The sequence below is a fragment of the Acinetobacter sp. ANC 3813 genome (assembly GCF_002135435.1).
GTDB lineage: Bacteria > Pseudomonadota > Gammaproteobacteria > Pseudomonadales > Moraxellaceae > Acinetobacter.
Window position 1 is genome coordinate 240,332 of the sequence record NZ_NEGK01000004.1, and the last position, 23,179, is coordinate 263,510.

At 45.4% G+C, this 23,179-nt stretch carries 22 protein-coding genes; 3 read left to right on the forward strand and 19 right to left on the reverse strand.

Translation table 11 applies throughout. The features are described from left to right. The first annotated feature begins 191 nt into the window (after positions 1 to 191). Entirely contained in the window at positions 192 to 614 is a 423-nt protein-coding gene (locus B9T34_RS08070; protein WP_086212645.1) for a hypothetical protein, read from the forward strand. Positions 615 to 796: 182 nt separating this feature from the next. On the opposite strand, the gene B9T34_RS08075 is transcribed toward B9T34_RS08070, so the two are convergent. Continuing rightward, positions 797 to 1,558, reverse strand: coding sequence for a ferredoxin--NADP reductase (locus tag B9T34_RS08075; protein ID WP_086212646.1), 762 nt, complete (start codon positions 1,556 to 1,558; stop codon positions 797 to 799). A gap of 85 nt (positions 1,559 to 1,643) precedes the next feature. On the opposite strand from B9T34_RS08075, the gene gigC reads away from it, so the two are divergent. Beyond that, positions 1,644 to 2,525, forward strand: a complete 882-nt coding sequence (gene gigC, locus B9T34_RS08080) for a LysR family transcriptional regulator GigC (protein ID WP_086212647.1) — start codon at positions 1,644 to 1,646, stop codon at positions 2,523 to 2,525. A gap of 46 nt (positions 2,526 to 2,571) precedes the next feature. Here gigC and B9T34_RS08085 read toward each other — a convergent pair whose 3' ends face one another. The 17 genes from B9T34_RS08085 to ndhC form a co-directional block, all read right to left on the reverse strand. Continuing rightward, on the reverse strand, positions 2,572 to 3,318 hold the full coding sequence (locus B9T34_RS08085; RefSeq protein ID WP_086212648.1) for a cold shock domain-containing protein: 747 nt from the start codon (positions 3,316 to 3,318) through the stop codon (positions 2,572 to 2,574). A gap of 80 nt (positions 3,319 to 3,398) precedes the next feature. After that, on the reverse strand, positions 3,399 to 3,701 hold the full coding sequence (locus B9T34_RS08090; protein WP_086212649.1) for a hypothetical protein: 303 nt from the start codon (positions 3,699 to 3,701) through the stop codon (positions 3,399 to 3,401). A 489-nt stretch (positions 3,702 to 4,190) separates the two neighbouring features. Further along, positions 4,191 to 4,484: a cold-shock protein gene (locus B9T34_RS08095; RefSeq protein WP_086212650.1), complete on the reverse strand. Its 294-nt coding sequence runs from the start codon at positions 4,482 to 4,484 to the stop codon at positions 4,191 to 4,193. 89 nt (positions 4,485 to 4,573) lie between these two features. Next, positions 4,574 to 5,209: a uracil phosphoribosyltransferase gene (gene upp, locus B9T34_RS08100; protein ID WP_086212651.1), complete on the reverse strand. Its 636-nt coding sequence runs from the start codon at positions 5,207 to 5,209 to the stop codon at positions 4,574 to 4,576. Positions 5,210 to 5,335: 126 nt separating this feature from the next. Further along, the gene (nuoN, locus tag B9T34_RS08105; RefSeq protein WP_086212652.1) at positions 5,336 to 6,880 is read right to left on the reverse strand and encodes an NADH-quinone oxidoreductase subunit NuoN; all 1,545 of its coding nucleotides are present in this window, start codon (positions 6,878 to 6,880) and stop codon (positions 5,336 to 5,338) included. 3 nt (positions 6,881 to 6,883) lie between these two features. Next, positions 6,884 to 8,494: an NADH-quinone oxidoreductase subunit M gene (nuoM, locus tag B9T34_RS08110; protein WP_086212653.1), complete on the reverse strand. Its 1,611-nt coding sequence runs from the start codon at positions 8,492 to 8,494 to the stop codon at positions 6,884 to 6,886. A 1-nt stretch (position 8,495) separates the two neighbouring features. Next, a complete protein-coding gene (gene nuoL, locus B9T34_RS08115; RefSeq protein WP_086212654.1) occupies positions 8,496 to 10,385 on the reverse strand; it encodes an NADH-quinone oxidoreductase subunit L in 1,890 nt (629 codons plus the stop codon). Beyond that, positions 10,382 to 10,690 carry an NADH-quinone oxidoreductase subunit NuoK gene (nuoK, locus tag B9T34_RS08120; protein ID WP_005007970.1) on the reverse strand — a complete coding sequence of 103 codons (309 nt, stop codon included), beginning with the start codon at positions 10,688 to 10,690 and terminating at the stop codon, positions 10,382 to 10,384. The genes nuoL and nuoK overlap by 4 nt, the downstream gene beginning before the upstream one ends. Next, positions 10,690 to 11,208, reverse strand: a complete 519-nt coding sequence (nuoJ, locus tag B9T34_RS08125) for an NADH-quinone oxidoreductase subunit J (RefSeq protein WP_171265165.1) — start codon at positions 11,206 to 11,208, stop codon at positions 10,690 to 10,692. The genes nuoK and nuoJ overlap by 1 nt, the downstream gene beginning before the upstream one ends. After that, the gene (gene nuoI, locus B9T34_RS08130; RefSeq protein WP_086212656.1) at positions 11,208 to 11,750 is read right to left on the reverse strand and encodes an NADH-quinone oxidoreductase subunit NuoI; all 543 of its coding nucleotides are present in this window, start codon (positions 11,748 to 11,750) and stop codon (positions 11,208 to 11,210) included. Before nuoI ends, nuoJ begins: the two co-directional genes overlap by 1 nt. Before the next feature lie 18 nt (positions 11,751 to 11,768). After that, on the reverse strand, positions 11,769 to 12,785 hold the full coding sequence (nuoH, locus tag B9T34_RS08135; protein WP_086212657.1) for an NADH-quinone oxidoreductase subunit NuoH: 1,017 nt from the start codon (positions 12,783 to 12,785) through the stop codon (positions 11,769 to 11,771). Between the two features lie 3 nt (positions 12,786 to 12,788). Continuing rightward, positions 12,789 to 15,470, reverse strand: a complete 2,682-nt coding sequence (gene nuoG, locus B9T34_RS08140; RefSeq protein WP_086212658.1) for an NADH-quinone oxidoreductase subunit NuoG — start codon at positions 15,468 to 15,470, stop codon at positions 12,789 to 12,791. 11 nt (positions 15,471 to 15,481) lie between these two features. Further along, positions 15,482 to 16,810 (reverse strand): NADH-quinone oxidoreductase subunit NuoF, encoded by a 1,329-nt coding sequence (gene nuoF, locus B9T34_RS08145; RefSeq protein WP_086212659.1) that lies wholly within the window; start codon positions 16,808 to 16,810, stop codon positions 15,482 to 15,484. After that, on the reverse strand, positions 16,807 to 17,316 hold the full coding sequence (nuoE, locus tag B9T34_RS08150; RefSeq protein ID WP_086212660.1) for an NADH-quinone oxidoreductase subunit NuoE: 510 nt from the start codon (positions 17,314 to 17,316) through the stop codon (positions 16,807 to 16,809). The genes nuoF and nuoE overlap by 4 nt, the downstream gene beginning before the upstream one ends. A 14-nt stretch (positions 17,317 to 17,330) precedes the next feature. Beyond that, the gene (gene nuoC, locus B9T34_RS08155) at positions 17,331 to 19,118 is read right to left on the reverse strand and encodes an NADH-quinone oxidoreductase subunit C/D (RefSeq protein ID WP_086212661.1); all 1,788 of its coding nucleotides are present in this window, start codon (positions 19,116 to 19,118) and stop codon (positions 17,331 to 17,333) included. Positions 19,119 to 19,205: 87 nt separating this feature from the next. Continuing rightward, entirely contained in the window at positions 19,206 to 19,883 is a 678-nt protein-coding gene (locus B9T34_RS08160; RefSeq protein WP_086212662.1) for a NuoB/complex I 20 kDa subunit family protein, read from the reverse strand. 7 nt (positions 19,884 to 19,890) lie between these two features. Further along, complete coding sequence (gene ndhC, locus B9T34_RS08165) at positions 19,891 to 20,436, reverse strand: NADH-quinone oxidoreductase subunit A (protein ID WP_086212663.1); 546 nt, start codon at positions 20,434 to 20,436, stop codon at positions 19,891 to 19,893. Positions 20,437 to 21,038: 602 nt separating this feature from the next. On the opposite strand from ndhC, the gene B9T34_RS08170 reads away from it, so the two are divergent. Continuing rightward, positions 21,039 to 21,395, forward strand: coding sequence for a hypothetical protein (locus B9T34_RS08170; protein WP_086212664.1), 357 nt, complete (start codon positions 21,039 to 21,041; stop codon positions 21,393 to 21,395). A 90-nt stretch (positions 21,396 to 21,485) separates the two neighbouring features. Here the strand turns inward: B9T34_RS08170 and bfmS are convergent, their stop codons facing one another. Next, complete coding sequence (bfmS, locus tag B9T34_RS08175) at positions 21,486 to 23,147, reverse strand: sensor histidine kinase BfmS (protein ID WP_086212665.1); 1,662 nt, start codon at positions 23,145 to 23,147, stop codon at positions 21,486 to 21,488. Positions 23,148 to 23,179: the final 32 nt, after the last annotated feature.

Consider the following 23,179-nt stretch of genomic DNA (forward strand, 5'->3'; position numbering starts at 1 on the left):
ATTCTTTTAGCTATGCATAAGGCATACCAAATTTTATCTTTTGTTAAAGTGTATATTTTGTGAACTATGGCTTTATTTCAAAATGCTGTATTTTCATCCGCTCTAGAACTACGCGCAGCGCATGAAAAAATGTCTTTGACTGAATAAATGAGCTATAATTATGCACCTCGATTTTTATGCATTCATTCTCTATGGCGTATCGTCAGCAAAGTGTAACGCTTGATCTTGACACTGACGTCACTTATCAATGCGCTTTACATTACACACGTGATCAGCATCTTATTGGCATTATTGAATTTAATAAGCCTAGCTATGTCCTGAAATGGGGCGATCTTGAATTCTTCCGCCGCCGCACTGAAGAATTTTCGGTGATGCCGTTTCCAGACTGCATCAATGCTATGGTGATTGATATCCGCAATGTAACTGCATATCTGGACAATGAAGTGCCGATTATTCCTTGGCGCTTGCTGGAAGAGGACTGCCCTGTGCGTTTGGTTGTGCCGCAAGAGCGTATGGATCATTATGCCGGCCTCTTTGAGCCGACTTGGCTTACGCCTGATGTAGAAACTGCTATTCAAGAAATCCGTGAATATATGGATATGTTTGTGCATTAAGTCTGTTTGTATTGAGACAGCTCAAATAAAAAACCTCCTAAATGGAGGTTTTTTTGTATCTGTAAAAAGCCCCCTCCTTTATTAAAGGAGGGGCTTGGGGAGGATTCAAAGATTTGAGAAGAATTTTATAATTTTAATCCCTCCCAACCTCCCTTTTTTAAAGGGAGGAGTACTGAGGGTACTTACCAATAATTTTCAACAGCAATATTGCCTTCACCGCGGCGGTTCATGGTCAAGCCGCGGTCTTTCAGCGCATCTTTGGTGTCATCGACCATTTGCGGGTTGCCGCACAGCATGACATGGCTGGTTTCTGGATTTAAAGCCATGCCTGCCGCCTTTTCTAAATCCCCATTGGCGATTAGCACAGGCAGACGCTCATGCAGCGGCGCATTCGGGTCACGCGTCACAATCGGAATAAACTGGAAGCCTGTATGCCCTTCGCCAAACAGCGCAGCAATTTCATTGATCCGATCGACATAAGCCAATTCTGCGTCTGTACGCACACTGTAAACCAAATTAATTTTTGAATATTTCTGCCATGTTTCAAAGTCTTGCAGCATTGATAGAAATGGCGCTAAGCCTGTTCCTGTGCCCAGCAGCCATAAGTCTTGCGGCAGCGGCAGCTGATAGCGTGCCAAGGTTAAGAAGCCGTATGGTATTTTTTCTAAGTACAGCTCATCCCCCACTTGCAGATGCTGCAGGTTGGAAGTGAACGCGCCATCTGGCACCACAATGGAGAAAAATTCCAAAGTTTCATCAAAAGGTGAAGACACCACTGAATAGGCGCGCACCACCAAATCGTCTCCCACTTTTAAGCCAATGCGGGCAAATTGACCTGCAGTGAATTTAAAATGAGCAGGCCGCGTCATGGTAAAGCTGAATAAAGTATTGGTCCAACGATGTACAGATAAGACTTTTTCTAAGCTAAATTTCTCAATTGACATGATTTCAACGTGGCATGAAAGACTGCGCTCATGTTAGCATGACGGCATAATTTATTAATATTTTTTAAATGTTAAGGCTCTATTCATGCGCATGACTTTACGCCAGTTGGCTGTTTTTGTAGCAGTCGCTCAAGAAGGTACGGTAACTAAAGCCAGTGACGCCGTAAAACTCACGCAAAGCGCCGCGAGTATGGCTTTAGCAGATTTAGAAGACGGTTTAGGCGCTCCGCTGTTTGACCGCCTAGGTAAGCGCTTGCAGCTCAATGACTTAGGCCGCTTCCTGCTCCCTCAGGCGCTGGAAATTTTAGGCCGCTGTGAATCCTTTGAACAGGCAGCCAAAGGTGAACTGCAAAGCATTGATTTGCGTTTAGGCGCGACACTGACCATCAGTGACTATCTCATGCCTGACCTGATGGCTGATTTTTTACAGATTCAGCCTCAAGCGCATTTACAGCTGCAAGTGGGCAATACCCGCCAAATGATTGAAGCTGTGAATCAATTCCAATTAGACTTAGCGCTCATTGAAGGCTCTTGCCATTTGCCGCAGCTGCAGTGCATACACTGGCGCGATGATGAGTTAGCCGTCTGCTGTGCACCAAGCCATCCATTGGCGCAATTGAACCGCCCTTTAACCGTGCAAGATTTTAACAGCAATGTTGAATGGATCTTACGCGAAGAAGGTTCAGGTACACGCGAAGTCTTTGACAATGCCATTTTAAAAGATTTACCCAATGCCAATATCCGCTTAACGCTGGGTCATAATGAAGCTATTCTTAAAATTGTGGCAGGCGGTTTAGGCATGTCCTGTATTTCTAAATTAGCCATTGAACCGCTGCTTGAAAAAGGCCAATTGGTGATTTTGCAGACACCTTTCTGGCAGCTGACCCGCCCGCTATTCATGCTGGTCCATCGTCAGAAATATCAAGGCCCGGGCTTAAAAGCCTTTATGAAATTCTGTGAAGATTAATCACCTATTCACATAAATAAAAAAGCGCCTCATGGCGCTTTTTTATTTATCGTCCAAACTGCCGTTCACATGGTTCGCCATCATTGTTGCCATCCATTTGTGTATTCGGACAATTTCTTATAAAAAATACCGCTTCTTCATAAGAACGCATTTGACTGCAATGTGTACGGCCATCACATTTAAATCCTGAAGCAGTCTGCTCTATGCTCTGAACTGATCCTGCAGGCCGATGTAGAGATGCTGGAACTGCATCTGTGTCACTAGCGGATTTTAAATTCTGCTTACCCGATTCACTTAACACCTGTTCTGGCAGATCACCGAGCGCTTTCCGCTGCTCAGCCACAATATTTTGCTGTTCTTGCATTAATTGCTTGACACGCGCCTGTTTTTGCTCGCGGTAGGCCTGATATTTGCCATAAACCAAAACCGCCATCACAGCGATAATCAGAACCCCAATGACTGGAAGGACTTTAGACCGTACAGCTGGCTTTGTCACTTTATCTGCTGTGACATAAGCGGCAGCTTCGTGCTCGGATACTTTTGTATTGCATGGCACTCCAAAGTCATTTGTCTCATCCACAGATTTCAAATCTAAACGGACAATGTGCCCAGCTTTGAGTTTGCCTTGATCTTCCACAATCATAAATTTAAGCCGCTCACCCAATTTGGGTTCAATCTGCTTATTCGGATAATCCTTAATATGGAAGAAAATATCTTTGCTTTCGCCTTCGACCCTTATAAACCCAAAACCGCGTTCCGCGTTGTAATGTTTAACTTGCCCCTCTAAGAACATTATTTATCTCGTTATTCTTTAATTCATCATTATTCTAATAAAAAAAGAGGCCTTGCTGCCTCTTAATCATTCATTTTTAATTAATTATTTTGCAGTTCCAGATTTTTCCGCCCTTGCTCAGACAACACACTTTCTGGCAGCTCTCCTTGTTCTTTACGCTGCTCTTCAACCAATTTTTGCTGCTCTTGCATAAACTGTTGCGCTTTCTGGCTTTGCAGCTGCTGATAGGCGCGATATTTGTGATAGCCGACAAAACTATAATAAGCCAAGACTGCGCTGCAGGTGACCAATAAAAATTTCGACAAAAATGAAAACTTGGGTTTTTCATAGCGCGGCGAGTTTCGCCGTTTTTCCCGAACATCAGAAGATTTTTTGTAGCGCACGTGTATACACCCTCACTTTAGCTGCAATTTTTGGCAAGCTGTTTCAGCGCTGCGCAGAAGGCAAAAACTGATTATGGGAAATACGTCCGAGTCCCTAAGCCTTTCAGTAATTTGATTAAAACAATGACCTAAAACCCCATGATCAACCTTATAAAAATAAGACTAAAAATGGATAATTAAAGCAGTTTTACCTAAAAATATTATATAAATAATTCAATAAGTTGCAATAAAACAAACACAAAAACAGGGCTTTAAAATCAGGCTATAAAAACACAATAAAACTATATTGTTCACACAATATCTCAGTTTGCATGGATTCTTTGATCTATCCGTATTAATTTTCTGATCTTTTTTAGAACATTCATTTTGCAATGTTCTAGTGTTGATTCAGTGATGCAAAATACAAATCGTTTCCGCATATCAGCAATAGTTCAGCCCAATAAAAATGGGCTGTATTACACAGCCCATTTTTATTGAATTTTCTAAATCTTAACGTCTAAAATTACCTAAAAGTGATGACGTAATTGATTTATTATGCTCTGCGACACGAGTTTTTTTGGCTTTTTTTGACTGATCTTCTACACGTTCAATTTTAACCGCTTTGTATTTATCGCCGTTTTGAACCGCCATAAACTTCACGCGCTCGTGGCGTTTTGGCTCGCCTTCCGCAGATGGAAAATCTGAAATGTGGAAAAAAATATCCCCTTCAGCCGATCCAATAAAGCCATAGCCCTTTTCAGGGTCATACTGCTTCACTTTACCCAGATGCACTTCGTCTTTCATGCTGCCGCCCGCCCTATTCTAAAAATGCCTTTTGACTATTATATAAAAAAGAGGCTGTAGAAGCCTCTTTTTTCACTCAGTGAAAAAAATTAATCTTTTTGAACTGAACCGAAAATTTTGTCGCCTGCATCGCCTAAACCAGGAACGATGTAGCCATTTTCATTAATGCCTTGGTCAACAGAGGCAGTGAAAATAGTCACGTCCGAATGTGCAGTTTCTACACGCTTGATACCTTCAGGCGCAGCAACCAATACCATGACACGGATGTCTTTACAGCCGCTGGCTTTTAATACATCAATCGCAGCAACCAATGAAGAGCCTGTTGCCAGCATTGGGTCAATAATCATCGCAATACGGTTTTGAACATCCGGCACTAATTTTTTGTAGTATGTGCGCGCTTCTAAAGTTTCTTCATCACGCTCTAGACCGAGTACAGATACTTTTGCGCTTGGAATCAGGTTCAAGAAGCCATCTAACATACCGATACCAGCACGTAAAATTGGCACAACTGTAATTTTTTTACCCGCAATACGGTCTACTGTAACTTTGCCTGCCCAGCCATTAATTTCTTGATCGCAGACAGGTAAATCTTTAGTCGCTTCATAAGTCAGAAGCATTGTTACTTCTTGAGCCAGTTCACGGAAATTTTTAGTACTGATATCCGAACGGCGCAATAAACCGAGTTTATGGCGGATAAGCGGATGACGGATTTCATGGATAGCCACGGGAGAACACCTAAAAGGTTTAAATCAAATTACTCCTAGTATAAAACATTTATCAAATGTTAAAAATAAAAAAAGCCCCCGATGTCGGAGGCTTTTTCGTATTAACCGAATTAAATGATTAATTCATTAGTTAAAACCGCTTTGCACCAAGGCCAGAATGAATTGCTGCAATTCAGGCGAAATTGCAAAGAATGCTACGCGTGAAGCTGCAATAATTGGATCTGGGTAAATACCGATTAACAGTACGAGCGCAGCTGCGCCAAGCACCATAATACCGCCCACTTTTTGACCCCAATGGTCTACAGCATCAATACGCGGGTTTTCAGGCGGAGTCATGTACATCACCACCATAACGCGCAAGTAGTAGTACAAGCCAATACCTGAACCGATGATAACCATTGCTGCAAGGAACCAAGATTGGCCTGCAACTGCAGTTTTCACCACAAGGAATTTACCGATAAAGCCCGCAGTTAACGGAATACCCGCCAATGACAGCATCATCACTGTCAATGTTGCAGTCAATACTGGACGGCGCCAGAATAAACCGCGGTACTCAGCCAAGCTGCCTGCTTCGTCTGTATTGTTATATGGACTAGACATTAAAGTCACAACACCGAACGCGCCTATTGTGGTTAATGTATAGGTAATCACATATACGTTTACAGATTCGAAAGTTGCAAAACCTTGAACTTGAAGGAAGTCAGTATTGTTTGCGCTGACAATTGCCACCAGTAAATAACCGAAGTGCGCAATTGAAGAATAAGCAAGAATACGTTTCAAGTTGACTTGACGTACAGCCAGCAAGTTACCTGCAAGAATTGAAAGCACGGCAAGAATGGTCAGAATGACAACAAAACTGTCTGACAGCAATAAGCCAGAAGACAGTAAGTAACGTACAAATAAGCCAATCATTGCAACTTTAGCAACGGTCGCAAGGAACGTAGCTATCGGCGCTGGAGCACCGGCATACACGTCAGGTGTCCATTTGTGGAATGGCGCAAGAGACAGTTTGAATGCCACAGCAAAAACGATTAGCGCTAAGCCCAATACTACAGCTGGCTGACTGAATGTCGTAAAGAGTTTACCGGGTTCAGCAACGAAGTTTAATGTACCTGTATAAGCATAAACATAAGCCATACCCATCAGCAGAGTTGCAGATGCAGTTGCTGAAAGTACAAGGTATTTCACACCTGCTTCAAGCGATTGAGAACGCTGATGCGTATAGGCCAATAAGCCGTATACAGGAATCGACATTAACTCAAGGCTAATGAAGAATGATGCATAGTGAGTGCTTGCCACCATCAGCAATGCACCTGTAACAGATGCAAGCATGAGGATGTACAGTTCTTCACGGTTGTCTTTATACGATTCAATATACGCATGAGACAGTGTGCAGCACGCAAGCGCCGCAATAATAATCACGAACTGATACAGTAGCGTAAACGGATCTACGACGAATAAGTTCATGATATTTGCAGGCGCGAACTGGCCTGCAAACACAACGAATAAAATGTAAAGCGCAGCAAGGTTCAAACCGACAACCGATGCAGTTGCAGCTAAATTATGGTTGCGCTTGATGGCCACCAGCAGCATGACAACCACCGCTGTTAAAGCGACGATCATCACTGGTGCGATAGGCAGAAGATCAGCAAATGACATTGTGAAGTTCATGACTTATTGGATCTCCACATTTTCAGCTGAAACGACAGCTTGCTGCACGGTATCAACTGTTTCTTGAACAGGAATGTAGCTATTCGCTAACCACGCCATGCTTGAATTAGAAACGTCAAGGAACGTTTGCGGGTAAAGGCCCAGCCAAGTCAGACTCAGCGCACAAATCAGAAGAATAACAACTTCACGCGCATTCAAATCTTTTAACGGATTTGAATAGTGCTGCTGCTGTTCTTCATTTGGCACGCCAAACAATGCTTTGTGAATCAGAATTAAGCCGTATAGACCTGCGAATACTAAACTTACCGCAGCAAGAATCGTAAACACTGGGAATCTTTCATAAGAACCCATCAAGATCAGGAATTCACCGATGAAGTTACCTAGGCCTGGAATACCCACAAGCGCAGCAACAAAGAACATCAGGAAGAAAGCAAGATACTTGAACTGGCCGCGGATGCCGCCCATTAAGCGAAGATCACGCGTATGCAGACGCTCGTATACTTGACCGCACATAATGAACAAGGCTGCAGAAGACAAGCCATGTGCAAGCATCATGATCATCAGACCTTGGAAAGTCAGAATGTTGCCTGCATAAATTGCAAGCAGGATGAAGCCCATATGTGAAATTGATGTATACGCCAATAAGCGTTTCATATCCGTTTGCTGGAAAGCACACCAAGCACCGTAGAAGATACCGATTAAACCGAAGATGATCGCAATATCAGCAAATTGAGCAGACGCTGCTGGGAAGAACGGAATGACGAAACGTAATAAACCGTAAGCCGCAGTCTTAATCAAAATACCCGCTAAGTCGACAGAACCTGCTGTCGGCGCTTGCGCATGCGCGTCTGGAAGCCAGCCGTGCAATGGGAAAACTGGAAGTTTTACCGCAAAACCGATAAACATACAGATCATGAAGGTATATGCCAAAGCAGGCGCCTGAGCATCAATCGTATGCGCTACAGCCATTAAATGCGTGTAGTCAAAACGGATTTCGCCAGTCATTGAGTAGCCTACGACCACAAGGCCTAGGATACCGATCAGCATGATTAAACCGGCAACTTGGGTATAAATGAAGAATTTAGTTGCAGCATATACACGAGACTTGCCTTCTGCGCCGCGGTGACCCCAAAGCGCAATCAGGAAGTAAATCGGAACCAGCATCATCTCCCAGAAGAAGAAGAACAGGAACATATCGATCGCAAGAAATACACCGATTACGCCGCCTAAAGACCAAAGAAGGTTCAGGTGGAAGAAACCGACATTCTTCTGAATCTCACCCCATGAACAGCCTACTGCAAGCACACCAAGGAGTGCAGTTAAACCCACCATAAGAAGCGACAAGCCATCCACTGCAAGGTGAATGTTAATGCCCAGCGTTTGAATCCAAGGCAGTTTGAACTCAGCTGCCCAAGTCGGCGCAGCGTTGCCAAGTTCGTAGGTATACGTTCCGGTTTGCCAAAGAACGATGGTTAAAACCAAGGTAATCAGCATACCGATCAGCGCGATATAGCGCGGCAAGTGCTTGTCGAGTTTATCGACCAGCCAACATGCAAAACCAGCAATGAACGGAATAAGGATCAGAGCGGGTAAAATTAAATTATTAGTTTCCATTTTATTTCCCCACAACCTGAATCACGATCAAGATCATCAGCAAGACTACTGTACCCAGCGCCATACTTGATGCGTATTCACGCAATGAACCTGTTTGACGTGAACTTGTAAAGCTGTGTCCGCCTTTAACCAGCGCAGGAAGCACAAGCCACATACCGTCAATCGGATCACGGCCTAAAATTTTCGCAATCAGTAAATATGGCTTCACAAATACGATGTCATACAGCGCATCAAAACCAAGCGCATTGCGGCAGATATTCGCAAGGCCTGCACCCAGCGCAGTTTTAGCAAATGCTTTAACAGCACCGTAAGCAAAAGCAAACAGAATAACGCCAATCACCAGACCTGCAAGCGCGATGCCTACAGCTGTGTATTCAGCACTGTGCATGCCGTGTACTAAAGCTTCAGGAACATTAAACGCAGGGATTTGAGCAGCATTTAAAATGTTTGTTACTGGCGCTTTTAATACATAAGCTAAACCAGTAGACAATACTGCAAGAACCGCCAATGGGCCCCAGTATGTGATGCCTTTAATTTCATGGTAAGGCGTGTTTTCTTTGCCAAAGAATACAACCCAGATTAGACGGAATGTATAAATTGAAGTTAAGAACGCACCTGCTACACCAGCCCAGTACAAGCAGTCATATACAGCAATCGCTTGGCCTTTTACCCATACCGCACCCAAAATCGCATCTTTTGAAAAGAAGCCGATGGTGATGAATGGGATTGCAGCCAATGCGCCGCCGCCAATCGCGAAACAAGCAAACAGGAATTTGTTCTTATAGAACAGGCCGCCCATTTTGAAAATGTTTTGTTCGTGGTGGTAAGCCAGAATAACCGCACCAGAAGACAAGAATAATAATGCCTTGAAGAATGCGTGAGTCAGCATGTGGAACAGGCCAGCTTGGTAAGCTTCTGCACCCACAGCCATAAACATGTAGCCCAGCTGACTCATGGTTGAGTAAGCCAAAATACGTTTGATGTCTGTTTGCACAAGCGCAGCAAAACCTGCAACCAACAGCGTTACAGCACCAGTAATAGAGATAAACAGCATTACCTCAGGCGCTTGCTCGAATACGCTGAACATACGGCTGCACAGGTAAACACCTGCCGTGACCATTGTCGCTGCGTGGATCAATGCAGATACTGGTGTAGGACCAGCCATCGCATCTGCCAGCCAAGTTTGCAAAGGAATCTGTGCAGATTTACCCGCTGCGCCCAAGAACAGCATTAAAGCAGTCCAGATCGCAATTGAAGAGCTTTCAGCCAAAACCGTTGGCGCTGCGGCAACCACTTCTGCAATGTTTAAAGTACCAAACTGCTGGTAGATTAAGAACAATGCAATCAGCAGGAATACGTCACCCACACGGGTCACTGTAAATGCTTTAATCGCAGCAAAACCGTTTGCAGGGTTTTGGTAGTAATAGCCGATCAACAGGTATGAACAAAGGCCTACGCCTTCCCAGCCCAAGAACAATAACGCTAAGTTATCGCCTAGAACCAGCAGCAGCATGCTTGTTACAAACAGGTTGAAATATGAGAAGAAACGCGCAAAGTCTTCTTCACCGCGCATGTACCATGTCGCGAAGATGTGAATTAAAAAACCCACACCTGTGACCATGCCCATCATCAATAATGATAAGCCGTCAAGGTGAAGCGAGAAGCCTGGCGCTAAACCGCCTACATTGAACCAAGTCCATAAATGCTGTGTGGTTGCCACAGAACCATTATTAACGAAGTCCAAGCCAGCAATCAGTGCAAATAAAGCAGAAAGACCGACTGAACCTGCACCAATAATCGCTGCAACTTTCTCAGAAAGATTGTTGCGTCCCGCTGCTAAAAGGATAAAACCAATGAGCGGAAATAATACTGTTAAATATAAATAGCTCATCCGCGCATCTCACTAGCAGCATCCACATCCAAATGATGGAAGCGATGATAGAACTGAAGGACGATAGCAAGACCGATACAAGCCTCTGCCGCAGCAAGCGTTAAGATCAGGATGAACATGATTTGGCCATCCGGCTGCGCCCATGCGCTGCCAGCCAAAACGAACGCTAAAGCAGCAGCGTTCATCATGATTTCAAGGCTCATCAAAATAAAAAGTAAATTGCGTCGAACCATTACACCGTAAAAACCCAGTGCAAAAAGAATGGTTGCAACGATCAAGCCATGTTCTAAAGGGATGTTGCCCATTATTCTTTGTCCTCTTCTGCACCTGGTTCACGTTTGCCCAGATGGAATGCAGCGACAAGTGCGCCCAGCAATAACATCGCAGCAACTTCGACCAATAATAAGTACTGAGTAAAGAGTGTTGTACCCACAGCTTTAGGGCCGACAACTTCAGTGCCCATCACCAAAGAAGCTTTGGTGTAATCTGAGCTGAGCATCCAAACCAGCACAAGGCCCATCAGGAAGCTCATCAGCGCAGGATAAGCCCACGCAGATGAAGTTAGCCATTTGCTTTCCTGTTCCACAGTTTGATGGCCGAGGTTCAGCATCATCACCACGAATACGAAAAGCACCATGATTGCGCCTGCATAAACAATGATCTCAAGCGCGCCAGCAAACGGCGCACCCACGATCATGAAAATGCCGGCAACAGCAAGCAATGAAACAATCAGGCTTAATAAAGCGTGTACTGGATTCGTATTGGTCACAACACGAATCGTAGAGACGATGGCCACGAGCGCCATCAAATAAAACGGCCACATCATGGTAATAGACTCCGTACATCAACAGGCGCGCTTTCACGTTGCGCTTGACCTTTGTCTTTACCTGTAACTGCCATACCGGTTACACGGTAGAAGTTATAATCAGGGTATTTACCAGGACCTGAGATAAGTAAGTGTTCTTTCTCATACACAAGGTCTTGACGAACGTATTCTGACAGCTCGAAATCTGGTGTCATCTGAATCGCAGTCGTTGGACATGCTTCTTCACACATACCGCAGAAAATGCAGCGTGAAAAGTTGATACGGAAAAATTCCGGATACCAGCGTCCATCTTCTTTTTCTGCTTTTTGCAGTGAAATACAGCCCACAGGACATGCAACGGCACAAAGGTTACATGCGACGCAGCGCTCTTCGCCATCTGGGTCGCGTGTCAACACGATACGGCCACGGAAACGCGGCGGTACGATATCTTCGGCTGGTACTTCCGGATATAAAATGGTGTCACGTTTACGTGTCACATGTGAGAAAACCATCCACAGTGAACGTACAATTGACCCAAATCCAGCTAGAAACTTAAACATTTTGTTCTCCCTGCTGTCTTAGGCCTGATTCATCAGAATCACAGCACCAGTCACTAATAAGTTGACCAACGCCAATGGCAAGCAAATTTTCCAGCCAAAATTCATTACTTGGTCATAGCGTGGACGCATCAAAGAGCCGCGCGCTAAGACAAACATCATTACAAAGAATGCTGTTTTGATAATGAACCAGAATGCTGCTGGAACATACGGAATTTCAAGGTTGAATGGCGCTAACCAGCCACCAAAGAATAGAGTTACGATCAGAGCAGAAATCAGTACAACGTTGACGTATTCCGCAACGAAGAACATCCCCCATTTCATGCCGCCGTATTCTACATGGTAACCTTCAGCCAATTCTTGCTCTGCTTCGGGTTGGTCAAATGGATGACGGTGAGTAACCGCAACACCCGCAACCACAAAGATTAAGAAACCTAAGAATTGAGGAATGACAAACCAGCAATCTTTTTGCGCTTCTACAATTTCACGCATGTTGAATGAACCGGCAATTGCCACCACACCCATCAGTGAAATACCCAAGAACACTTCATAAGAAATGGTTTGAGCCGCAGAACGCAAGCCGCCTAATAAGGCATATTTGTTGTTTGAAGACCAGCCGCCGAACAGTACCGCATAAACCGCGATGCCTGCCATTGCCATAAAGAACAATAAGCCGATGCTCATGTCCGATACACCCATATAAGGCGATACCGGAATAACCATGAACGACAGTACAGCGGTTGCCATCGCAACTGCTGGCGCTAGACGGAAAGTCAGCTTGTCGGCAAATTTTGGTGTCCAGTCTTCTTTGAACATGATTTTCAGCATGTCGGCAACAATCTGGAACATACCGCCCGGACCTACACGGTTCGGACCGTAACGGTCTTGCCATAACGCAAGCAAACGGCGCTCAATGAACGACATTAATGCAGCAATCAGGACAACCGCCAATAAGATAACAACCGCTTGCAGCACAGAATAGGCAATTGGCCAGTTCTCAGCCCACAGCGGTGTTTGACGTATTAATTCTTGTTCCATGAATTACACTCCTACCGCGACTGAAACAGGCTCAGCAAGAGATACCGTCGGCGCGATGCCAACTGGGTAGCCAATATAACCTGTAGGTAAATACTCAATCACTTGAACTGGAAGCACGATTGAAGTTTCACCGGCTTTGACAGTAATTTTTTGACCGTCTTGGACATTCAGACGCGCTGCATCCTGCTCACCCACAGCAAATACTGCATCAGGAATACGTGTTTCCATCGCAGGTGTTTTCACTGTAAATTCGCCAGAAGCGAAGATGTGATGCATTGGCACAAGGCGGAAACTGTCTGGGTTGACCACAACTGTCGCAGGCGCAACAAATGTGCGTACTGGACGTTTAGGCAAACGGTCGAATAAACGGATACCTGAGTCACCGCCTTTCAAATGGCCGCCCACGTTGTCTTGGAATTTGTTCCAAGCTTGCGGAGAGTTCCAGCCAGCTGACCATGCAAATGGAACCAGCGGAGATGGTGTTTCGCTGCCCACATAACCTTCCATTGAGAACGTTAATGCAGAATCCGCATCCACTGGCTGTTTAGGCTCGTGAATAGACAGCGGCGCGCGCATTGCTGTACGGCCAGAATAACGGCGCGGTTCACGCGCAACTTTCAAGCCATGTACACGGAAGCCCGCATTTGGCGCAACATCTTGAATCGCTTCAAGCGCAGGTACGTTTTTCGCAACTGACTCAATCACGTCATCCAGCAATGTCCAATAAATCGCTTTGCCCTTCACGCCAGTTTCAATGGCATGCAGCCAGCGCCAAGATTCTTTAATCGCAAGTTCAGGTTTGTAATAGCTTGGGTCATACACTTGGTAGAAACGCTGTGCACGGCCTTCTTGCGATACGACAGTACCATCGCCTTCAGCAAATGAAGCAGCAGAAAGTACGATATCCGCTTTTTTCACAGTTTCAGTTTCAGAGTGATCTAAAACAATTACGTCTTTGCCTGAAAGCGCAGCATTTACTTGAGCAGCCGGTAAACGGCGGTACAAGTCATTTTCCACCACAACAATCGTGTCAAAGTCTTGCGCAAATGCCTGTTCTAAGCTTTGACCGCCTAGAATTGCCAAGCCCATTGAGTTCACTTCAGGAACAGTCAATGTCAAGCCTGCATTTGAACCCAGGTTCTGAGCTACTTGTGCAGCCGCTTCCATAATGGCAGCGTCTTGCAAGCTAGTACCTGAAATGATCAATGGTTTTTTAGCCGCTTTCAAAGTATCAGCAATGGTTTGTGCAAATGCTTTCGCATCATCATCCAAACCAAGAATCGCCTCACCTTTCACACCAGCAGCAACGGCAAAGCCTAAACGCGCGATGTCGTTAGGAGATGCAACAACTTCACCTGCAGCAACGTCAGCTAAACGTGTTTGTGTCGCAGCCAAGATGTAAATCGGAGATTTCGCATCTTGCGCAATACGCTGCAAAGGTTCTGCCAGCCAGTCTTGAGTACGCTTCTCTGCAGCCATTTCTTTGGCTTTGTTTTTCGCAGCTTGGCGAACAGACAGAGCCATACGAGGCGCAGTTTGCGTTAAGTCTTCACCCAAGATGAGAACCGCATCATAGCCTTCAATTTCACGCATTGTCGGGTTGTATACACCCTCTGTTTGCATGATAGACGCAGCCAACTCAACCAAGTTCTGCTCTTTTTGAGACAGGCCAGTAGAGAAGTTGTCTTGACCAACCAACTCGCGAAGCGCGAAGTTCGACTCAAGTGAAGCGCGCGGCGAACCGATACCCAAAACTTTTTTGCCTTGGATTTTTGCAATCACTGTATCTAAAGCAGTATCTACTGAAACAGTTTCTACAGCTGCACCATTGCGGAATTGCGGCTGACGCGGACGGTCTTCACGGTTCACATAACCTGTTCCGAAACGACCTTTGTCGCAAAGGAAATATTGGTTCACGTCACCATTGAAACGGTTTTCGACACGGCGAAGCTCACCATAACGTTCACCCGGAGAAATGTTACAGCCTGAAGAACAGCCTTGGCATACGCTTGGTGCATACTGCATGTCCCATTTACGGTTGTAGCGTTCTGAGTGAGTTTTGTCGGTGAATACACCTGTAGGACAGACTTCAGTCAAGTTGCCAGAGAATTCAGATTCTAAAGTACCTGATTCTGGACGACCAAAGTAAACGCGTGACGCGCTTGCATACACGCCAAAGTCCGTACCGCCAGCATAGTCTTTGTAGTAACGAACACAACGGTAGCATGCGATACAACGGTTCATTTCGTGTGAAATGAATGAGCCTAGCTCTTGGTTGTAATGCGTACGTTTTGTGAAACGATAGCGACGACGGTCGTGCTGCGTCATCACAGTCATATCTTGTAAATGACAGTGACCACCCTCTTCACAGACTGGACAGTCGTGCGGGTGGTTGGTCATCAAGAATTCAACAATCGAAGCACGGAAATCTTTGGCTTCATTGTCTTCAACTGAAATGTAGGTATTGTCAGATGCAGGCGTCATACATGACATAACTAAACGGCCGCGAGTATCTTCAGGATTCGCGTATTGAGTTACAGCACATTGACGGCAAGAGCCGACAGAACCTAAGGACGGATGCCAACAAAAGTATGGGATGTCAATGCCAAGGCTTAAACATGCTTGCAGCAAGTTCTCTGAGCCGTTGACTTCATACGATTTTCCATCGACATGAATTGTAGCCATAGTCGAATTCCTTAAGCTTGTTCTGCGTTGCTAACTTGAGCAGCAGCATTCACTACTTTTGCTTCAAATTCGCCACGGAAATATTTAAGTGCGCCCATTAACGGTTCCATCGCACCTGGAGCATGCGCACAGAAAGTCTTACCAATCCAAAGCTTGCGAGTCAGTTCTTGCAAGTGGTCGATATCTTCTTTCTTACCTGTGCCATCTTCCAGCGATTTCAGCGCTTTAACTGCCCAAGGCAAACCGTCACGGCAAGGTGTACAGAAACCGCATGATTCGCGTGCAAAGAATTCTTCTAAGTTACGCGTCGCTGAAACCATACATTGCGTTTCATCAACCACCATCAGCAAACACGTACCTAAACGTGAGCCTGCTTTCATGATGCTCTCGGCATCCATCGGTAAGTCAATGTGTTCAGCAGCCAAGAAGTCAGTTGATGCACCACCTGGAAGCCATGCTTTTAGCGTTAAGCCATCACGCATACCGCCCGCATGATCTTCAATCACTTCACGCGCAGTTGTACCAAATGGAAGCTCCCAAAGGCCTGGGTATTTCACTTTACCTGAAGCGCCATAGATTTTCGTGCCTGGATCTTTTGATTTGCCAGCTGACAAGCCAACATACCACTCAGGACCGCGAAGCATGATTGCGGGTAAGTTATTGTACGTTTCTACGTTGTTTACAATCGTAGGACGGCCCCATGCACCTGCAACTTGCGGGAATGGCGGCTTCGTACGCGGGTTTGCACGGCGGCCTTCAAGCGAGTTAATCAATGCAGTTTCTTCACCGCAGATATAACGGCCAGCGCCTGTATGCACGTGCATTTCGAAGTTCCAGCCAGTACCGAGGATATTTTCACCTAAGTAGCCTTTAGCACGGATCTGCTCTAATGCTTCATTTAAGTAGCCAGCAGCTTCGATATATTCGCCGCGGATGAAGATATAGCCTTGAGTCGCTTCAAGGGTATAGCCTGCAATCAGCATACCTTCGATCAATTGATGAGGAAGTTTTTCCATCAGCAAACGGTCTTTGAAAGTACCCGGTTCCATTTCATCAGCGTTGCAGATCAGGTAGCGTGGACCGCCATCATTTGGCGCCATCAGCGACCATTTAATGCCCGCTGGGAAACCTGCGCCGCCACGGCCTTTTACAGTCGCTGCTTTAATGACTTCCAAGACTTCTTTTGGTTGCATGCCAAGTGCTTTTTTAAAGCCAGCATAACCTTCAAGTGCTTCGTAATCATCTGCGCTGCGAACGCTTTCCTGTTTACTCAAACGCCAAGTCAGCGGGTGAGTTTCTGGATTACCGTCGCCATAAATTGGTTTTGGTTCAGTATTCATACATACTTCTCCAATAACTGTTTAATTGATGTCACTTCAACCAGACCGTGAGTGTCTTCATCAATCATCAACGTTGGGCCTTTGTCGCAGTTCCCTAAGCAGCAGATTGGAAGCAAAGTGAAGCGGCCATCCACAGTCGTTTGACCGAACTGGATGCCAAGTTCACGCTGGAATGCTTCAGCTAAAGTTTCTGCGCCCATTAGGAAGCACGCAATCGAGTCACAAAGTAAAATGACATGGCGTCCAACAGGTTGACGGTAAATACGGTTGTAGAATGTTGCCACACCTTCAAGGTCTGCAAGGCTCATGCTCAGCATTTGCGCGATTGCATTCATTTGCGCATCATCTACCCAGCCGTTGCGGCGCTGAACGCATTTTAAAGCGTCCAAACATGCTGCGCGCGGGTACGGATAATGCTCGATGTGATGTTCGATATCGTGGATTTCTTCCGAAGTTAAAATCCCTTCAACATTCACACGCGGTTTTTTGTCAGTCAAAATCATCATAATGCGTTTACCCCTTAGCGATCCACGTCAGCCATTACGACGTCAATTGTCGCTAAATAAATGATTAAGTCAGACATTAAGCTGCCGTTAATTACAGAAGGCATTTGCTGTAAATGCGTGAAGGTTGGTGTACGGATACGGGTACGGTAACTCATCGTTGACTTGTCTGAAGTCAAGTAGTAGTTCGACGCGCCTTTTACCACTTCCGCCATTACAGAGCTTTCGCCTGCTGGCATTACAGGACCCCATGAAACGCTCAAGAAGTGCGTAATCAATGTTTCGATGTCTTGTAAAGTTTTATCTTTAGGCGGTGGAACAGCCAGCGGATGGTCTGCTTTGTATGCGCCGGAAGGCATGTTGTCTAAACATTGCTTCACGATTTTCAGTGATTCTTCAATTTCACGGAAATGCACAATCACACGTGCATAAGCATCGCCTTCGTACTCTAAAGGCACATCAAAGTCGTAGTTTTCGTAGCCGCTGTAAGGACGGTATTTACGTACGTCAAAGTCGATACCTGTAGCACGAAGACCAGTACCTGTTACACCCCAAGCCAATGCAGATTTCGCATCGTATTGCGCAACGTTGCGGGTACGGCCAATAAACACTGAGTTTTTCAGCGCTGCAGTGTAGTACTCTTTCAGACGGCCCGGCATCCAATCCAGAATTTCACGGATCAGCTTGTCCCAGCCATTAGGCAAGTCATGCGCGGTACCGCCAATACGGAACCATGCTGGGTGCATACGGTAGCCAGTGATCGCTTCAATCGCGTCATAGATTTTTTGACGGTCGGCGAACATATAGAAGACTGGCGTCATACCGCCGGCATCCTGAATCGCAGTACCAATGAACAGCAAGTGGTTATTGATGCGGAACAATTCAGACATCATGACACGGATACATTGCGCACGGTCAGGAACAGTAATGCCCGCCATTTGCTCCACACCCATCACATAAGGCATGTTTTGCGCACAGCCGCCCAAGTAGTCGACACGGTCTGTATACGGAATGAATGAGTGCCATGTTTGACGTTCAGCCATTTTTTCCACGCCGCGGTGGTGATAGCCGATGTCAGGTACACAGTCCTTCACTTCTTCACCGTCCAGCTGCAGGATCACACGGAATGCACCGTGCGCAGATGGATGGTTAGGACCTAAGTTTAGGAACATGAAGTCTTCGTCATCATTGCCGCGTTTCATGCCCCAATCTTCAGGTACGAAACGCAGATGTTCCTGCTCGTAGTCCTGTTTCGCTTGGTTCTGCATATACGGCGTATATTCAGTTGCACGCGCAGAATATTCTTTACGAAGCGGGTGACCTTCCCAGTAGGTTGGCAGCAAAATACGGCGGAGCATTGGATGCCCTTCGAAATTGATGCCGAACATGTCATAAGCTTCACGTTCGTACCAGTTGGCATTTGGCCAAATATTCGTTGCAGTCGGAATATTTGCATCATTCTCGCTTAATGCAACTTTGATACGGATATCACTGTTGCGCTCTAGCGACAGCAAGTGATAAAACACAGTGAAGTCTGACGCAGGCAGACCGTCACGGTGAGTACGCAGGCGCTCATCTACTGCAGACAAGTCGAACAGCATCACGTATGGACGTGACACCTTGCGCAAGAACATTAAAACTTCTTGCACACGTGCGCGCTCAACCCAGACTGTCGGAAAGTCTTCAAAAGTCGTTTGCACGTAGAAGTTCTCACCAAATTTGGTTTTGAGCTCTTCTACAATTGCAAATGCTGGGCGTGAATCAACGGGAGTTGATTCTGGCATAGCAATTTCAGTTTCAGCCATTGGCTTGGCTTCCTATTTAATACAAATTCAGTCAACCTAAACGACAATTACACCCAGACCGGGTGTATCAAACATTTGCCGTTTAAATTATTTAATTTCATCCATAGAGCGCAGGTTTTTCACAGCAATACGCTGTGCTTGCTTGCGGTCGCGTTCCGGCTGCATCTTTGGCTTATACACTGGCTTAAGATCATCACCGATAACCGCAGACAACGGGCGGCGCTCTAATTGAATTTGGTCTTGCAATAACATCAATGCTTGAATCAATGCTTCAGGACGCGGCGGACAGCCTGGAATGTACACATCCACAGGAATGATTTTGTCTACGCCTTGCACAACAGAGTAAATGTCGTACATACCGCCTGAGTTTGCGCATGCGCCCATGGAAATAACCCATTTCGGCTCAAGCATCTGCTCGTACAAACGCTGAATTACAGGCGCCATTTTCATGAAGCAGGTACCCGCAACAATCATGACATCGGCCTGACGCGGTGAAGCACGGATTACTTCGGCGCCGAAACGCGACAAGTCATGCACACCTGTTAGGGTTGTTGCATACTCTACGTAGCAGCAAGATGTACCAAAGTTAAACGGCCAAACTGAGTTTTTACGGCCCCAGTTTACTGCTGTATGCATCAAGTCCTCTAAACGAGTCATGAATACATTTTTATTCACTTCTTCTTCAAGCGGATCTGTAACGATTTGACGCTCTTGAAGCGGATATTGATCAGCATCCGGATTCGCACGGGTTAATGTATATTTCATTCCCGGGTTACTCCTTATCAGATGATGCAGCCGCAGATGATTTCACACGGCCAGATGATTGAGCTGGAATTTGACCAGTAGGGTCAACTACCAATTCTTCAATTGAGTTAAAACGGGTAATGTCAGCAATATTCATTGCAGGTGAACCAATTTTCACTTCTTTACCAGCAGCTTTGCGGCGGTCTGTTGGCGCCCAATTCAATGCGCCGACTTTCACTGCGTAAATCAATGCAATCAATAAATCGACCACAAAAATCACTACAGTCGTAAAACCGAACCAGCCTGCTTCGCGCACAGATGTAGACCATGCATAAAGATACAGCGCTTCGATATCAAAAACGACGAAGAAAATTGCAACCAAATAGAACTTAGCAGACAAACGGATACGCGCTCCGCCTGCGCCTACAACACCTGACTCAAACTGCTCTTGCTTAGCACGGCCCCACGACTTACCCCCAAGGAGTAACGGGACAGTAAGCATAAAGACGCATAGAAATGTAACGCCGATCACGAAGGCAATAATTGCCCAATCGTATGGAGTAATGGCACTCATGCGGGGATAACTCCTGGCAGGCCTAATTTATTAACAAAGAATGCATGTATTGGCCTTCAAATACACCAAACACAAAATTAATCCCGCCAATTGTACCTGATTGATGATGTATCTTGCTAGCTTATAAGCCTTAGTCTTTGGGATGATTTTTTAGACATTTTCAGTTTCAGACTCGACTAAAGCCGTATTCCCATCAACTCCATCGCTTTATTAAATAAACATTCAAGTTGTGATTATTTTTATAAATTTTGTAATTTTTTATCCAGCAAAAGTACCAAAAAAACAATTTCAGTGAACGAGTATCAGCCAGCGATGAACTTGTTTTTAAATATTCAAACCTTATTTAAATTTTCAATAAGATTTTCATATTATGATAATTTAACAGAATATAGGATTGTAAAAATTACATCTCACGCCTTATTCGCGCTTCAAACCAATTATCTATTCTCCTACTCGATTTTTTAAATTTTGCCTGACCGGCGCACGCCACAGATCGGCATTTGTATTTTTTTGCAGCAAATTTGAATGATCTATCTGCATTTAAAAAAAATTATGCTATTTCTAGATAAAACAATCAAATCACTACAATAAAGGAGCAATACATGAACTTAGAGTTTACGCATAAACCTGACTATTTTTTGTTTGCCCAGCTCATTATCCGTCACATCGAAAATTATATTGCGAAACATCCCGATGCAGATAATGCGATTTTTGATTTGCGTGACATCTACGAATTGTTCCGCCACGACAAAGCATCCGCCACCACCAATCTGGATGGCATTATGAATATTGCTGATGAATACAAGGTAGAAACCTTGAACGGCGACGAAAAGCTGATTAGCCGTTACAGCATTGATGCTAAAAATAATTCTTTGCTCATTGACTTTAACTCCAACGCGCTTGAAAGCTTAAAAAACGGCAAAACCGTCATTGCGCCAGATGCAACACAGCATGAATAGCGTAAGAACTTGATAATAAAAAAGCCATTCACTTGAATGGCTTTTTTATTATTTTATGATCCGCACATCACTGCGCAGCGCTTAAATTGATTACTCAGCATCGCTGTCTTTATTCACATCTAAATTTTTGCGCTTACTGTCTTTAAAGCGGGTCGCTGGCCATTTCATAATAAAACGTGCGCCGCCCAAAGCAGGACTTGCATCAACCGTTACTGTGCCGCCAAACCAATAGGCAATACGGCTGACAATAGACAGACCTAGACCATAACCGCCCGACGCGCGGGTTCGGCTGTCATCCAGACGAGTAAAGGCATCAAACACACGGCTGCGCTCATCTTCTGGAATCCCTGGGCCATCATCTTCAACCGAAATATAGGCATTGCCAAATACATCAATACCGCCGCTCACAAGGACCTTATCTTCACAGTAGCGCACTGCATTGCCCACCAGATTCTGCACCACGCGATGCAAATAGCGGCGCTCCGCATCCACCACCACAGTGATTGACGGCGCTTGAAGTTCAAGTGTTTTGCCCGTTTTCAGCGCTTCGGTTTCAATGACCACCTGATCCAGCACTTCAAACAGAATAATTTGCTCAATGTCCAATGACGGTGTGCCCTGCTCCAGCTTGGCGTAGGTCATGATTTCATCAATCAAATTATTTAAAGCTTCGATATCTTTATCAATCTGCTCGACCTGATGCTGACGGTATTCATAATCGTCTTCATCCGCCATCATTTCCATGCCGAAACGGATTCGGGCAACAGGCGTGCGCAGCTCATGCGATACTGCGCGCATCAGCTCCCGCTGCGCCTCAATCAGGCGCTGAATATGATCAGACATGGAGTTATAGCTGGATGCTAAAGATCCCATTTCATCGGTACTTTCGATCGGCAGGCGCACAGACATGTCGCCGGTTTTCATCTTATTCAATGCATAGTTTACTGCGCGCAGCTTACGTTGCATCGGCACCAGCAAACCGTACACCCCAAGACTCAGCACAAACAGACTGAGCAAGGTAATGCCTGCAGCCAATTGGAACGGCATCCAATTAAACAGCGGCACAGGCCCCATCACCAGCACGTCTGATGTAGAGCTTGGAATAGGCGACACAATAGAGATGGTTGTACCGCGCACTGAAGCACTGTCACGATACAGGATAATGCTGTGGTCCAGCCTTAAACGGCCGATCTGCTCTGAATCCAAAGGCAGGCTTTTTACATCCACAATTTCCATTGGATATGAAAAGTAATGCTGGATTTTTTCCAGATACTCTTTTTCCTGCCCAGGGTAATACACCAGATAATCCAGAACAAAAACAGGCAGCGCTTTCATTTGCCGCTCTGTAATATTTTCCGCTTTGATGTACAGCAAATGACTGGCGTCATCTTTCAAACCAATAATGATATAAGCCACATTGGTTTGCGCATCCCAGCGCACAACGCCTTTACGCTCTTCAATGCGTCTGGCTTCTGCGCGGGTTAAATCAACCTTTTCAGATTTAACATAGTAAATCGGCAATTCCAGCAGGTTGGATGCATCGGAAATCCAATCCATGCGCTGCTGTTCATTGGGCTGACGGGCAATCCCTTCACTGATGATATAGGCCATGCCGTCAGTCAATGACTCACGGTATTCCTGCGCACGCTGATAATTGATAATTTGCACCAGCAAATAGCCGAACAAAGCCACCAAGACGACTAAGATGACCAGCCCTGCATAAATGCGCAAAAAAATACTGTGCTTTAACAATTAAGCATGTCCTAAATTCAAACCGGGAAGAA

Coding starts and splice junctions, on each gene's coding strand:
- B9T34_RS08070 (WP_086212645.1), top strand. CDS start 192: ATGGCGTATCGTCAGCAAAGTGTAACGCTTGATCTTGACACTGACGTC.
- B9T34_RS08075 (WP_086212646.1), bottom strand. CDS start 1,558: ATGTCAATTGAGAAATTTAGCTTAGAAAAAGTCTTATCTGTACATCGT.
- gigC (WP_086212647.1), top strand. CDS start 1,644: ATGCGCATGACTTTACGCCAGTTGGCTGTTTTTGTAGCAGTCGCTCAA.
- B9T34_RS08085 (WP_086212648.1), bottom strand. CDS start 3,318: ATGTTCTTAGAGGGGCAAGTTAAACATTACAACGCGGAACGCGGTTTT.
- B9T34_RS08095 (WP_086212650.1), bottom strand. CDS start 4,484: ATGAAAGACGAAGTGCATCTGGGTAAAGTGAAGCAGTATGACCCTGAA.
- nuoN (WP_086212652.1), bottom strand. CDS start 6,880: ATGAACTTCACAATGTCATTTGCTGATCTTCTGCCTATCGCACCAGTG.
- nuoM (WP_086212653.1), bottom strand. CDS start 8,494: ATGGAAACTAATAATTTAATTTTACCCGCTCTGATCCTTATTCCGTTC.
- nuoL (WP_086212654.1), bottom strand. CDS start 10,385: ATGAGCTATTTATATTTAACAGTATTATTTCCGCTCATTGGTTTTATC.
- nuoK (WP_005007970.1), bottom strand. CDS start 10,690: ATGGGCAACATCCCTTTAGAACATGGCTTGATCGTTGCAACCATTCTT.
- nuoJ (WP_171265165.1), bottom strand. CDS start 11,208: ATGTGGCCGTTTTATTTGATGGCGCTCGTGGCCATCGTCTCTACGATT.
- nuoI (WP_086212656.1), bottom strand. CDS start 11,750: ATGTTTAAGTTTCTAGCTGGATTTGGGTCAATTGTACGTTCACTGTGG.
- nuoH (WP_086212657.1), bottom strand. CDS start 12,785: ATGGAACAAGAATTAATACGTCAAACACCGCTGTGGGCTGAGAACTGG.
- nuoG (WP_086212658.1), bottom strand. CDS start 15,470: ATGGCTACAATTCATGTCGATGGAAAATCGTATGAAGTCAACGGCTCA.
- nuoF (WP_086212659.1), bottom strand. CDS start 16,810: ATGAATACTGAACCAAAACCAATTTATGGCGACGGTAATCCAGAAACT.
- nuoE (WP_086212660.1), bottom strand. CDS start 17,316: ATGATGATTTTGACTGACAAAAAACCGCGTGTGAATGTTGAAGGGATT.
- nuoC (WP_086212661.1), bottom strand. CDS start 19,118: ATGGCTGAAACTGAAATTGCTATGCCAGAATCAACTCCCGTTGATTCA.
- B9T34_RS08160 (WP_086212662.1), bottom strand. CDS start 19,883: ATGAAATATACATTAACCCGTGCGAATCCGGATGCTGATCAATATCCG.
- ndhC (WP_086212663.1), bottom strand. CDS start 20,436: ATGAGTGCCATTACTCCATACGATTGGGCAATTATTGCCTTCGTGATC.
- B9T34_RS08170 (WP_086212664.1), top strand. CDS start 21,039: ATGAACTTAGAGTTTACGCATAAACCTGACTATTTTTTGTTTGCCCAG.